Here is a 14,543-nt window from a genome sequence, read left to right as displayed (position 1 = left end):
AGTCTGCGAAGCAGCTCCTGCATATCGATGGCGCCGTCGTCGAAACGGGGCATAGCGAGCATGTCCGGCGTCGGGTCTGATAAGATTTCCATAGCGGTCTTCGTCCTTTCCCAGAACCTGTTGTTGTGGTGATTTCAGATTCTAGGACGAAGGCCGTTCTTCGTTAAACGAGCGCTAGGGTGTCACCCTTACACCAACATTTTCGACGCGATCGACCTGCTCGGCGAGTCTGCGAAGCAGCTCCTGCATATCGATGGCGCCGTCGTCGAAACGGGGCATAGCGAGCATGTCCGGCGTCGGGTCTGATAAGATTTCCATAGCGGTCTTCGTCCTTTCCTAGAACCTGTTGTTGTGGTGATTTCAGATTCTAGGACGAAGGCCGTTCTTCGTTAAACGAGCGCTAGGGTGTCACCCTTACACCAACATTTTCGACGCGATCGGCGGCACCATCATGGGCGAGAGCGATACGAGCGGCGAAGAGCAGCTGCTAACGCGGGATGACGCATCAGACAAGAAAGGCGGGGCATACGGTGATGAACCGTATGCCCCGCCTTGGCGTAATTAATTACCGCCTAGCTGCGTCGACGCGTGCGACGCAAGCCAATGGCAAACGCCATGAGACCAAGCGTTGCGAGTGCGTCAGAGACAGCAAACAGACTGTCGCCCGTGCCGGGCATGCCGTCCTTGGAACGCGAGACCTTATGGGCCTTATCGGTCACAGCAAGCTCAAGGGAGCCCGTGCCGCCCATGGACCATACGTCGCGGTTGTAGTCGTTCACAGCGGACCAAGATCCGTCTGCGGCAACCGAGAAGGAGAACGATGCGCTCGCGGCGGTACCGTCGCCGATCATGTAACCGGCAGGCGCCGAAGTCTCCGTCACGGTATAGGTCTCCCCGGCCACGAGCTGGGCCGAGCCAAGCGAGGCGATGCCATCGTCGCCGCTGGTAAGTTCAACGACAGATGAGCCGTCGGCAAACCGGCCTTCAACAGTAAAGACCGCACCGGGCAGCGCATCGCCGGACCCATTACGCTTGAGGAGCTTTAGGGCAAAAGCCGTATTGGTCACTGTGCCGCAGTCGAGCGGTAACTCGATGGAACCGGCCACATTATCTGCCGTAACGGTCAGTTCGTTTGTAGCGACTTCCTCGCGATCGAGGTAATAGCCAGCCGCGGGGGCGACTTCGACAAAGCGATAGGTGCCCCACGCGAGACCCGTCACCACGATGGAGCCATCCGTATCGGTTGCGCGGCCATCGCCCACATCGACCCAGTCCGAACCGCTCTTGAGCTGCAGCTTAAACGTTGCGCCGGCAATGGGCTGTCCGCCCTCGTCGACTTTGCGCATCGACACGCTACCCAGCAGCGGCTCGTTGGTAACGACGGGAGCCGAGCCGTCTGCCGTGGCGAGCACGTTGCCGACCCCATTGGCGGCATCGAGCACATCGAACGAGCTCACGAGCGAGCCGCCCGGCGCAACCGGCGCATAGCCGGTTGCGGAAACCGTCTCGATCAGCCGATAGCCGCCCTTCTTGAGGCCCGTCACCTTAAGGCAGCCGTCCGCATTTGAGGAATGCGCCGCCACTTGCGTGCCCGTCGCGTCGAGCACATATGAACAGCCGGTCTTAAGCCCGGAGATCGTCACGGAGTCAGTCTTGCCAAGCGGCGTATAGACGAGCTCGAAGCCCGCACCGTTGACCAGAGATCCGGTCGCGGCATCGCGTTTCTCAATGGCGAGCCCCGCGTTGAACTCATCGTTCTCGACCTTGACGGACTTCGTCTCTCCCCTATCGCTGCCACCCAGCGTGAACGCGGTCACCGCGCCGGCCGCGCCGGGCTTCTTGGTGAGCGCGGACTCGCCCGTCTCCACCAGGTAGTAGTCGCCCGCGGGCAGGCCGTCGGACTGCCTGACAAAGTAGCCGGCGAGCGAGCCGAAGGCGCCATCGCGGTTGAGCCACTCGACGGAGCCGTCCGCACTCCACTTGCCGTCGGCAGCCGTCACGATCGCGGCGATCTTCACGCCGCCGCCGTCAACGGAGGAGGCATGGTAGGTGCCGCGGTAGAGGTCGAACGTCATGCCCGCGACCGGCAGCTCGGAAGAACCGTGCCTGTAGACCTTCTCCAGCGAGAAGGCGGAGCGGTAGAGCGGGTCATTGGCAGTGATCGCACGACCGTCAGTCACGACCCAGCCCTCGGGGGCCTGCGAGAGCGCCGTGCCGCGCTCGTCGACCACAACAAGGCGCTCGCCGCGCTCGTCAAAGCGCACGCAGAGCGGAGCGTCCAGGCGCACGTAGCCGTCGGGGGCGACGGTCTCCTCGATGCGGTAGACCTCGCCGTTGATGAGGCCGCGCAGCTCGACGGCGCCGTCCACGGGGCTGACGGTCTTTGAGCCGTCGGCGCTATCGGAGAAGCGCCCGGTGACGGTAAACGTCGCACCCGAAACAAACACGCGCGAGCTCGCGTCGGCCTTGGAGAGCGAGACGACATTGGCCGTGTCCTTCATGGTGAGCTCAAGCGTGCCCGTGCCCGCCGCAGACCACACGGTTTTGGTATAGGTGCCGTCAGCCGCAAAGGTGCCGTCAGCCTTGACGGTAAAGCGGTAGGACGCGCTTGCCGCAGAGCCGTCGCCGATCTTGTAGCCCTCGGGCGCCGCAGTCTCCGTCACGGTATAGGTCTTCCCGGCCACGAGCAGGCCATCGGGCAGCGAAGCCGTGCCGTCAGCGGCGGTCACGAGAACGCGCGCGGCCGAGCCGTCGGAGAACTCGCCCGTCACCGTAAAGCGCGCGCCCGAGAGGCGCTCGCGGGCGGAGTTGACCTTGATGAGCCCAAAGCCGAGCCTCTCGTTGGTCACCGTGCCGCAGTCGAGGGGCGAAATGATGGAGCCAGCCACGTTATCGGCCCCGACGGTAACGCTCTTGGTGGTGACGCTGCCGCTCATGTAGAAGCCTGCGGCAGGCGCGACCTCGGCAAAGCGATAGGTACCCCAAGCGAGACCCGTCACGGTGATGCGCCCGTCAGCGTCGGTCGTATAGAGGCCGTCTGCCACATCGGTCCAGTCACCGCCAGCCAAACGCTGCAGTTTAAATTGAGCGCCCGCGATCGCATTGCTGTCAGTGTCCACCTTATGCATCGTCACGCTGCCCAGCAGCGGCATGTTGGTGACATCGGGGTCGGGGACAACATTTGCAAGCCCGGCCGAGCCCTCGCCCACGACAAACTCTCGCACAACCGTGCCGGCGGCCCCGACAGAAGCATAGCCAACCGCCGGCGAAGTCTCGACAAGCTGATATTGACCCTTCTTGAGGCCCGTCACCCTGAGCGCGCCCGGCGTAGCGGGAACAGGGGCCAGGCAGCTCGTGCCCGCGGCACCGAGCGCGTAAGAATAGCCAGACTTGAGCCCGCCAATAGTCACAACATCGGTAGAGCCCAAGGGCGTGTAGCGCAGCTCAAACGTGGCATTGTTAACCGCAGAATGCGTGAGCGCATCCCGCTTATGAATCTCGAGCCCCGCGTTGAACTCACGGTTCTCGACCTTGACGGCCATCGTCGTTCCCCTAACGCTGCCATCCAGCGTGAACTCTTTCACCCCGCCGGGCTTCTTGGTAAGCGCGGACTCGCCCGTCTCCACCAGGTAGTAGTCGCCCGCGGGCAGGCCGTCGGACTGCTTGAAAAAGTAGCCGGCGAGCACGCCAAAGGCGTCATCGCGGTTGAGCCACTCGACGGAGCCGTCCGCACTCCACTTGCCATCGGCATCCGTCACGATCGCGGCGATCTTCACACCGCCGCCGTCAACGGAGGAGGCATGGTAGGTGCCGCAGTAGAGGTCGAACGCCATGCCCGCGACCGGCAGCTCGGAATCTCCGTGCCTGTAGACCTTCTCCAGCGAGAAGGCGGAGCGGTAGAGCGGGTCGGCCACCGTGATCTTGGCGGCGTGACGCTCGACGCCCTCGGGCGGCTCCTCGATCGTCACAACGCCATCGACGCCCTCGGGCGGCTCCTCGTGCGTCACGACGCCATCGACGCCGATCTTGACCGTGAAGTCCGCCACGGCGACATGGCCCGCGGGCACCACAGCCTCGTGAACCTTGTACTCCCCTGCCGGCAAACCCACGATCCAGCCAGCGTTTTCGCCGGCGCCAGCCTTGCCATAACCGTCCTCCACAGTAACGGAGACAGCGCCATTCTCATCGCGCGACCACGTGGCAACCATCTGACCAGTGTTATCGAAGATCTCAAACGTCACGCCGTTGAGCTTCGTATCGGCGGCAACGCCCGTACCGCTTCCGCCCTCGACCTTGTCAAACGTCAAGCGCGTCGCAGCGTTGGTAAGGTTGCCCTTATCATTCTGAGCGTTATACCAACCGGCAACGGACCCGTCGACCTCTTTCACGCTGTAGGAATACACCTTGCCGTTCTGGGCGGTCTGGGGCAATCCCGTAAACTCGTAGGTCCAGGTGCCATCTTCATTCTTGCTCCACGTGGGCGCAGCATCACGCAGGGCGCCAGTGGCATCGGCAACCTTAACAAGCTCCTCGCTGCCACCCTCGACCTTTCGATACAAATTGAGCTTAATACCGCAGGTAGAAGGATCAAGCGTCGAAGCAAGCCCCGTGCCCCAGTCATTCCAAGTCTTAGTACCGGTAACTGTGGTCGTCACCAGCGTGTTCACATAGCGCTGAACCCCTTCTTCTGAGGCCGGCACCAGCTCAAGACGCATCGAGCGGTCGTCGCTTATAGCGAGAACATCCGCCGAAACAGTCGTGGCCTCATAGCTGCCCTTAACCAGCTCCACTGCGCGGTATTGGTACTCAACGGCCTGACCGTTCACACCAACGCCTTGCGCAGGCAACTTATCAAAGGAAACATTGGTATCTGCGACACTGACATTTCGGGTAAGCAGGTTATCGTTGAGAATAAAACCGTTAGTTTGATTCTCAACGAATGGATTGTCGACAACGGACCCGTACTTGGTAAACCACTTCCACGTATGCCCGCCATCAGAAGAGCGCTGCAGGACAAACGTCGTAGCCCAGGAGTCATTTGGAGAAGACGTGCCCGGACGAGTTACCCAAGCGTTGCCACTGTCATTCCAGGTCTTTTGCACCGTAACAGAAGTGGTTCCCACTGTACACACATTCGTGATATTTGACTTCCAGTTTGAGCTACCTGGCTCATGGGTTTCAGACTGAGAGGGAAGGTAGACACTCGCCGCGGAATTCTTAATTGAATAATTCCCGTCCCTATCGCACTCGAGGTAGACCTTGACGGTATTGGAGCTGCCTGCCTTCTTGTCATAGATAAGCAGGCTCTCAACCACGCGGTACTCAACCTTAACCCCACCGCTCGATGTCTTGACTTCCAAGGGAAGATTCGTCCAAGTAGTGTTTGAGTCATACGTGGTGGAATCTGTAGCGTCCGCGGTGAGCTTATCGACCGTATATCGATTGCTGCCCGGAAGCTTATAGGCGATCAGGCCCGTATTGTCATAATTGGTATCTTTCTCGAGATCGACCTCGACAATCCCACACGAGACAAAGAACGAGCCGGCCTCTTGCCATTCATCGCTGGAGCCAAGCTTGCGAGCCTGAAGCGTGTAGTACTGAGCAGGACGCTGTGCCCAAGCGTCATCAACCTGATTCCAGCTCTTTTTAAACCCAACTTGGCCCATCAACTCATTCTGGATCAACGGGAACTGAACGCCCTCGGAATTAGGACGATCGGTCGAAAGGCACGATCCGCCTTTATTCTTGGCATTGATTTTGTATTGGTATGGCATGTCAGCAGGCGATTCCGAGACCTCATACTTCCAAGCGGTACCGTCGGGCGCCCACTTCTCAAGGTTTTTGATGGTATAGGTCCAGATGTCTCCAGAGGATTTATCCCATTCGATGTAGTTAGCTCTAGAAGGATCGCTGCTTTGCAGCGTGACGCCGCCAGGGTTCTCTTCATCGGGGCCACCGCTCTGGTACCAGCGCTTAAGCGTCAGCTTGATAGATTCTGGACGCGTGCCAAAGATATTATTGCTGTCGACCCACTTCTTCTGGCCTTTTAGGTCAACCGAATCAACCACGTAGGCATTCTTAAACGTCTCGCTCACTGCGGAGGGGTTCTCAGCAAGCTCAACGGTGGGGCCCATGGAGAGGGAACCGGTCACGTCCGTTGGAAGCGACACGCCGTTGGCGGTCGTCCACTCATCCGAAGACTTAAAACCAGAAGCATCGGCGGCAAGCTCGCCCATGCCGCTCGTGGCGGTGTAGCCGTTGGGCACAACCTCAACGGCAACATATTGCCACTTGGCACCTGAGGGCGCGTAGATGTCGAGGTTGTCAAACGTGACAGCACCGGACTCAGTGGCATGATTGACGTCCTTGCCCTTGAGCGTCTGCTCAGCCACAAAGGTCAGAGCGCTCTTGGAGTCATCATCCTTGACGTAGTAGCGGTACAGCCTAAACGTCGAGTCGGGGTACTTGGTGTCAACGTCGGCACGCCCCGTAAAGACCTTGTACAGCGTGAGCTTGCTCTGCTTAGACTTATAGGTATTCCTGATCGAGAAGTCCGTATATCTAATATCGTAGACCTTGTCAAAGGCCTTCTCGAGTTCGCTTTCGGACGTGAGGTGCCAACCGTCCTTACCAACAATGCCATCGATGACCTCGCGCACACGGTACTCAATGCGACGTCCCTCGGCATCATAGGCCGCGAGCTTATTATCGCTCGGCAGAGCGTTGCTATTGGAATTGTCCCCGTACTGGCCGATGCTGAACGTCCAGTTGTTGCCGTCTTTCTCAAGGCTGTCTGTCCAGGCCACAGCAGTCTTGCCGTCAAGGATCTCCTGACCAGAGTCGGTCTTACCCGTATTAGAGCTGGCCACGGTATAGCCCTTTGCCTGCGTATCATCCACAGTCAGTTCAAGGCCAGACCAAGGCAAAGCAGCGCCATCGGTCCAGTTGCCGTTAGCTCCGTACGAACCCGCAAGCAGGCGGCGCTGCACGTAGATAGAAATCGCCGGCAGGTCGTCTTTGGAGTAACCGACAGGGACGTTCTCCCACAGCTTCTCACCCGAGACCGTTACCGAGCCGTGGATATGGAAATTGAACGTCGAGTCCTCACGGTAAACGAGCTGCTGGTCGTTGTCTGCAAGGAGGCAATCGGCAAACGATCCAACCTCGTCATCTGCCTTATCCCACGAGCCGGGGTCCTTTGTATAGGAATCCTTCGAAACCGTATCGTCATCATAGTAGTCGAGCGCGCCCTTGGTGTCATCCAGGACATTCATATCCACACGCGCGTAATAGACGTACTGTCCGCCGTTGCCGTCGTACTTGGGAAGGTTCTTGAACGTGGCGTATTGGGTAAAGTCACCCTTGGTGTCGTTGCGCAGGCGATCGGCTGGGTCGGACGACACCCACTCAAAGTGGCCGTCGTACTCGGAAGGAGAAACCGACGAGAGCGTAATTACGGGATTTCCATTGCCATCTTTAATGATATTGCCGTTATCGTCATACGTATAAGCCGCACGATACAGCACCAGCTTAACGTCAGGGCGCTGGTTGAGGACGTCCTTGACGTAGTGGTCAAACCACTTGGTATGGAACGTCACGTCCTTGGTGCCCGTACGCTTGTTAGTAAACGAATAGTTGAGCTGGTCTTCCTGATGCCAGGGCGAACCGAAGTCTGTGCTCGAAAGTCCGCCGACGGATCGATAGTCACCGGCATTGACGATATTCTCCTCGACCTTCCAATCAACGATGGCGCCGGAAAGATCGTACTTAGGAAGTCCCACGACGGAGAAGAAGGATGAGGCCTTGTTCACATCGACCGTAAAGGTAATGGACTTTGAATCCTCTGAAACAATCACATCAGTGTTTTCGGAGGCCTCAGCAGACCCAGTTAGCTGGCTAAAGTTGCCCTCCGAATCTTTTTTCTTTAGAGGCTGGTCGATTTTACCGGCAACCCTAACGGACAGCTCCCGGCTACCGTCATAGACAAACCTAAACTCGGAGCTCGATGCGGGCGCAGAGATTGTTATCTGAGCCTTGGGGCGCTTGCTCGTAGCAGATCCAGCGTCAGCCCAGGTCTTATCGATAGAGATATCCACCGAACCAACGCGGCGATTCGTGACCTCGAGAGAATTTTTATCGAGATTTTCCCCATACGAAACCTCATACGAAAAGCCCTGCGAAAGGTTCTTGGAGATCATGCGAGTAGAGGTATCCGTCTCAGGCCAATTTCTAAGCAGCGAATCATAGGCCGCAATCTCCTCGGCAGAGCCGTCTGTAGCCCTGCGAACAGCAGTATCGCGATCGATGACCTCATATCTTAGGTCGTCTGGTGTATCGCTGCTATTAAGCGTAGACAGCTCTCTGATAGAGACGTCATCCTTGGAAAGCCCGCCAACTGGGACATTTAATTCGTCGTACCAAGAGTTCTCTTCGTTAAGAGTGACCTTATTAATCAGTTCACCCTCTCTATAGGCCAACTGTCTATCCCTGTGAGAATAGATATCGTGATTCGCATACAGGCCAATCTCAACAGGCACGCGGGAGGCAGCGTTGCCGCTATCAAGCCATTTCTTGGAGACCGCAAATTTCGAACTGGAGGCATTGCCTTCAATCACGGGCCGGTTATAAAACTTGGTATAGATTTTGCGAGACTCGGGGTCGATACCGCGAACCGTATGGTCTAGGTTAAAGCCATCCACCGATTCCTCAAGAAAGAGGTAGTCGTACTTAGACCCGTTGTCGTCATATTTGGGTAGACGGATAAACTCAACATGCCAAGGACTCGTCTCCCACCAGCCAAGCTCCCAGGAAGAGCCAGGAATCGTCTGAAAATTGGGCGTGGGATCAACGCGACCGTCCAGCTCAATCGTTGTAAGCAGCGAATCGTTGCGGATTACCTTGACCGTTACCTTTGGAGCAACGCCATTACCACATTGTTTGGCATCCTGTGTCCAAATAGGATTGCCATCGGCATCAAGGGCCTGCCAATACTTATCAACGGTCGCATCAACTGTATCCACGTAGCTGTTGACAAAGCATTTCTCTTTAGCATCATATTCGCCATTAAAGGAAAGGAGATTCTGGTTGCCGTTAGCATCAGTAAACGTGCCAAAAAACTCAAACGGGCCGTCCGGTGTGGTAGGCAAGGCAGAGAACCGGTCAGGATCCTGCGTGTCCAGCACCTCAACCTCTTGCCAGCGGTAAACGTACTCGTTGCCCAGCTCGTCATATCGGGGCAGACCGCTCTTCGAGAAGGACTGCTCAGAATTCTCGGCGCTCCAGCCGTTAAGCGTGACGCGACCGTCAGCGACGTCGTTCCAGGTATAGGTGCCGATAAGCGAGCCATCAGCTCCATACATGGGATCTTCCTTAGAGAACCACTGTCCGTTGTTGTATGTAGCATGCTCTTTAAGGATGCGCTGGAGCTGAAAGCTCACCTCGACGGTACCGAGCTGATCTTGAAAGGCGCCGATATCCCAGCGCTTCTTGGCGCTAACGGTTTCGGTCTCAGCACGACGATTGGTGAGCGTACCGCCGTTGTAGACGCCAAAGTTGTCGGAATCGGAGCGCATCCATCCATCAAGCAAATACTCGGTGTTTGCATCGCTTGCACTGAAATAGTTGGGACCGAGATCGCCCGACGTGTTGCCCTCGTTGTCGACCGTGCCGAACACATGCTCATAACCCGCGAGGGTCGACTCGCGGAGCTGGTAGATATAGGGGTAGCCCTCGGGATCGTACTTGGCAAACTGCGTGAAGCCATCGGTGCCGTACTTATCGAGCAGCATCTTCCCAAGGTCCATCGTAGCGTTGTTGATGGAACCGTCTTCGCTGTTGTAGCTCGCGCCCAGCTCATTATTCTGCTCGGCCGTGACATCGAGCTTTACGAACTCGCCTTTGCGATCACCCGTCATCACGACCACCTGCGCCGCGCTCCGCGCATCGTTGCCGGGCCTTGCGGAATAGCGCCACAGGGTATAGGTGGCCGCAGGGCGCGAAATCTCGTTGCCATTGGAATCGGTCGAACCGGGCACGTAGTCGTCGAGCCAGACCTTGGTAGCCTCAAACCGCGTGGTGCCCGTATGGCGCACCGTCATAGTACCGCCGCTGTAGCACGCGGAGATATCGCTCGCATAGTCGGGAACAACCTTGTTGTCGTAGGAGACCACGTAGGCATCGCGATAGCCGGAGGTGCCGGAGTTATCTATTGTCTGCTGGATCAGGCGGTACTTCATCGACACGCCGGATGGATGGTAGGCCGGCATGCGACCGCTTATAACATAGTTGTTGGAAGCATTGTCATTCCAGGTAACACTAAAGAGCTCGCGTTCGATGAGCTGCAGAAGACCGTCCCCGTTGATATTGCTTACATCCTTGTCGTCAGACGCACCCATATGCCGCGCAGCCGTAAGGGTCAGGTACTTACCCCATCTCGAATACCAGCCATTATCGCCCGAAAGGTTGTGATCCACCATATCGTTGCCGATGTGGACATCGACGTTGAAGCTAACGCTTTTGAGCATCATCAGACATTCTTTGGCATAGGGCTCCACATAGTCCGTACGGTCACTCAGCATGGAGGAGTCGGGCACGATGTAGTCGCCAGACTCAGAGCTCTGCGAAGGGTCGGCGTTGGAGTTAGGATAGAGCGTCGAGCCAGTTTTGACTTCCACGGCCCCACCGCCCGCCGTCACGTGGGAAATTGCATACGTGATGGGCTGTTCTTGCGCCGTGCCGTCGTCCGTTCGCGTCACGACCTTGGCGGGAAGCTTGCCTGCGAGTACCACGGACGCCTCGTATTCGGAGACCGTGGACGCTGCAACGCTTACCAAGTGGCCATCGGTCTTGGCGGCATCGAGGGTCTCCTGGGTAAATCCGAGCTGCGCGGCCGCCTCATCGGACAGGTTATCTCCGTCCTTGGTGAGCGCCACATAGGTCTTACCGCCATCAAGAGAATAGAACACACGGTATTCGTTTCGATTCTGGAGAGCCTCCGCGGACGGGCGGTTGACGTTGTTGTTATCGGCCCAAAACGTGGTGAACGTGATCTTGCTGCCGTAAGAATCCACAGGGGTCACCGCAGAAACCGGATCCTGGAAGGTGCCCGCCGCAGTGACGGCAACCGTTGAGGAAGCATCGGCCCTATCAATCCCAAGAAGCCCCTCAACATGGGAGCGCGCGGGAATAGTGAGCTCGCAAGTACGCACGCCCTCGGTCTGCGTCTGCTGTATCGCCCAGTCAAGCGTTGACTCCTCGTCTTTGAGGAGCGCGGAATCGAGCAGTACATCGGCATCGACGGCAAAGGACTCTTTAGCCTCAAAGGAAAGGTCGGCATCGGTCTGCTCGTCATGCGGAGTAGCGAAAGCCACAGTAAGCTTAGAGGCAGTGAGCTGTGCATACCCAAGGCGGATGCGCGTGGTATTGCCCTCAGCGTCCAAGCGATAGAGGGCAATGCGCTTGATGCCATCATGGTCCTGGAGCTTGGCCGAATCGAGGTCGAATGTGAGCCCGGCGGGAAGATCGACGGTAAAGGTGTCGCCTTCAAGCAGCGCCGTGTTGAGAACACACTTGATGTTGAGCGAGGCAGGCAGCTGCACAGGAATTTCCTCGATGGGGCCTGCTCCAGCAAGCTCTCCCAAGCGCTTGTCAAAGGCAAGGCCCTCGGAGGATACCGTGAGCGCGCTGGCATCGTGCGACCAGTCGCGCGGGACCACGTCAACGGCGTCCTGGTTGCCAGAAGTGTCCTCGTTGGAGGCGGTGGTGTTGTTGGAAGTGTTTGAGTCAGACTTGTCATCGTTCGAAGCACTCGCGCTAGCCTCACCCGAACTATCGCTCGACGAGACGCCCGATGCGGCGTCCGAGCCGGTCTTGTCATCCGACTCCTCCGCCGCATCGGTCTCGGCAAACGGTTGGACAATGTCCTGCCACGACTGGGCGTCCTCAAGCGTAAGAGCAACCGCGCTGGCAACGCCGTTACCCAAAAGGGCCTCGACGCACATGATAAAGGTGAGGGCAAAAGCCACAGCACGCTTAATCTGCCTCATCCCAACCTACTTTCGGTAATAGTGTCCTAGAACTCATATTTTACCGAAACAACAACCGGAGAAAAATAGGATTAAAGAAAGGCGGAGCACTACTTGCCCAGGCGAAATGCTCGTCTGGGCATTTTCAGACTGATTAAATGCAACATCCATCTGCTTGAAAGCGACATCACGAACCGTGCTGCCCTGTGCGGTCAAAGTCGTGAAATACCGTGCAGTTTTACGTTTATATGCGCAGCTTTTCCCTCTCACAAGCTGTGCCTTCTCCGATCATTCCCTGCCGAGATGTAGTATTGCTTCTTGTTTTCATACATTTGCGCATCTGCGGCTTTCAGAAGCGACTCAAAATCCGTGTCCTTTGTGCCGCTTATCGTCGTACCGAGGGACGCGGTAGCCCCCAGTTGGCTTTTTGCCGTTTCCAGTAGTTTCTGAAACGCCGGATGTGTGATGTTTGGCAGAACCGCAATGAACTCATCTCCGCCAAGCCGATACACATGACGCTTTCCGAACACAGATTTCAGCGTCTGTGCGGTCTGCACAATGGCTTTATCACCGGCGTCATGTCCCTTTTGGTCATTTATTTCCTTTAGGCCATTTAGGTCGCACATGACAACCGCCAGGGGAAAGTACTTCTCCAGCTTTTCTGTGTACGCCCAATCCAGTGCTTTTCTGTTTTTACAATCTGTGAGCTGGTCATATAACGCACTGTGCTCCAGTGCATTCGCATTATCGCGCAGTCTTATCATAAAAGAGACCATAAACTCGATCATATCCATCTCATTCGAGATCTCATGCAGTTTCTCTTTGGGAGGATTGTCCACACCGTAGAATCCGACCATCTTGCCGTTGATTTTGATTGGCCCTGTCACAAGGGTATTGACACCCTGAGGTTTCAGCCGTTCATAGATGGCTTCGCTTGTTTTTTTGCATTCTTCAATGTCATGGATGATGGCATTGTTGGATTCTTGATATTGTGCAAACCATGTTTCAATGATGCCTTCATACGGCACATCCTGCAGGTTATCTTTTTCTTTGGGTACGCCCGCTTTGCACCACTCGTAGGTGTTGTCAAACGTTCCGCGGTCATTCTGTTCAAAGATGTACGCTCGATCGGCGGTCACACGCTGTCCGATATACTCCACCAGTTGATTCAGTACTTTGTCCGGAGTTGCTTCTGAAGCGGCATACCGAACCATGTCCGTGAGAAATCTCTCGTAATTCAGGAGTCGTTCCTGCGATTCGCGCTTGCCGACTTCCAACGCTTCCATTTCCTTATGGTACAGAATTCTCTGGAGCTTGCTTCGCATCATCGTGGCAGTCAGAAACATACTCAGCACCCCGTACAAAATAACATTCACGAGGTTTTTGGATAAAATTGGGTTATGCTGCGCAAAGAAAGCAAGTCCGATATAGAGCAGCATGCTGCTCAGAATCAGCCCGTTCATGACCGCCGCTCTAGCGGTAAACAGCAGCGGCGCTACCATCATGAACACAATGTAGTTGACCGTGAGCTCCTCCGGCGTAATTACCGTTCCCGTAATAATGCCGAACAGCAGCAGCGCGGCAAAAAAGCTGTATATAACCAGCTCTTTCCCCAAGAAGCTTCTAAGTTGACAACGAGAAATGCAAAAATAGAGCAAAGAAAGGAACGTATAGGCCAGATACACCCATTTATAATTTCCGATACTCAGGGAAACCGCACTCAGCAGCGTTATGACTCCAAAGGCAACAAGCGCCACAACAGAATACAGCCGCATGGCTTTCCAGTTTTCTTCCCATGCATTCTGTTTTACTTTCTCATAATCACAACGACTAAACATAAACAAGGAAACGATATTATTCATACGTATTTTTTCAATCTCTGTTTTATTGCTACTACAAACGGGTCTCTAGGCTCGAAAGGCCGTTCAGGGTCAGGTCGTTGGCGACCGCCGAGACGCGCTCGATGGGAACCGAGCCGTCGGATAATGCCCACGTGCGATAGATACCGATAATACCGGACAGCAAAAACGCCAGGTAGTAATCGAACATCTCGTCCTTAAGACCTTGGGGCAGCAGACCGCGCTCGGCAATCTCATGTTCGAGCGGCGCACGAAGACGAGCCATAAAGTCGTCGAGCGGAATGTTTTCAATCAGCTGGCGATTGAGCACCAAATTGTTGCACAGCGCCTCGTTAACGGTTTTGAAGAAGGTCGCCGCCGCTCCGAGTGCTCGCTCGTTGGTGTTACCGCCCATAGAGGAAAGCGTCTTCTCGACTGAGTCGACAATCATCTCGACCACATCCACGGCAATGGCATCGAGCAAGCCGTCCACCGTGCCAAAGTGCACGTAGAAGGTCTTACGGTCGACATTTGCCTCGCGCGCGATGGCGCTCACCGTAATATCGGCGAGGGGCTTTTCCATCAGCAGTCGCTCGAATGCCGAAAGAATCGCATTGCGACTGCGAACGATGCGGCGGTCAAGGCGCGGTTTAGTGGTGGCCATAGACGTGTCCCCTTCATG

4 protein-coding genes are annotated in these 14,543 nt (G+C 56.3%); all 4 read right to left on the bottom strand.

Going from position 1 to position 14,543, the window contains the following annotated elements; all coding sequences use genetic code 11:
- Positions 1-174: 174 nt before the first annotated feature.
- Positions 175-318 (bottom strand): hypothetical protein, encoded by a 144-nt coding sequence (locus ACTQ05_RS07115; protein ID WP_441048789.1) that lies wholly within the window; start codon positions 316-318, stop codon positions 175-177.
- A 254-nt stretch (positions 319-572) separates the two neighbouring features.
- Positions 573-12,044 carry a SpaA isopeptide-forming pilin-related protein gene (locus ACTQ05_RS07110; RefSeq protein WP_441538577.1) on the bottom strand — a complete coding sequence of 3,824 codons (11,472 nt, stop codon included), beginning with the start codon at positions 12,042-12,044 and terminating at the stop codon, positions 573-575.
- Positions 12,045-12,289: 245 nt separating this feature from the next.
- Positions 12,290-13,885, bottom strand: coding sequence for a sensor domain-containing diguanylate cyclase (locus ACTQ05_RS07105; RefSeq protein ID WP_441538575.1), 1,596 nt, complete (start codon positions 13,883-13,885; stop codon positions 12,290-12,292).
- Between the two features lie 31 nt (positions 13,886-13,916).
- Positions 13,917-14,525, bottom strand: a complete 609-nt coding sequence (locus ACTQ05_RS07100; protein WP_441083359.1) for a TetR/AcrR family transcriptional regulator — start codon at positions 14,523-14,525, stop codon at positions 13,917-13,919.
- Between the last annotated feature and the right edge of the window lie 18 nt (positions 14,526-14,543).

This window comes from Collinsella sp. LCP21S3_A9, assembly GCF_052118785.1.
Lineage (GTDB): Bacteria > Actinomycetota > Coriobacteriia > Coriobacteriales > Coriobacteriaceae > Collinsella.
This window is presented reverse-complemented; position numbering and strand designations above follow the sequence as displayed.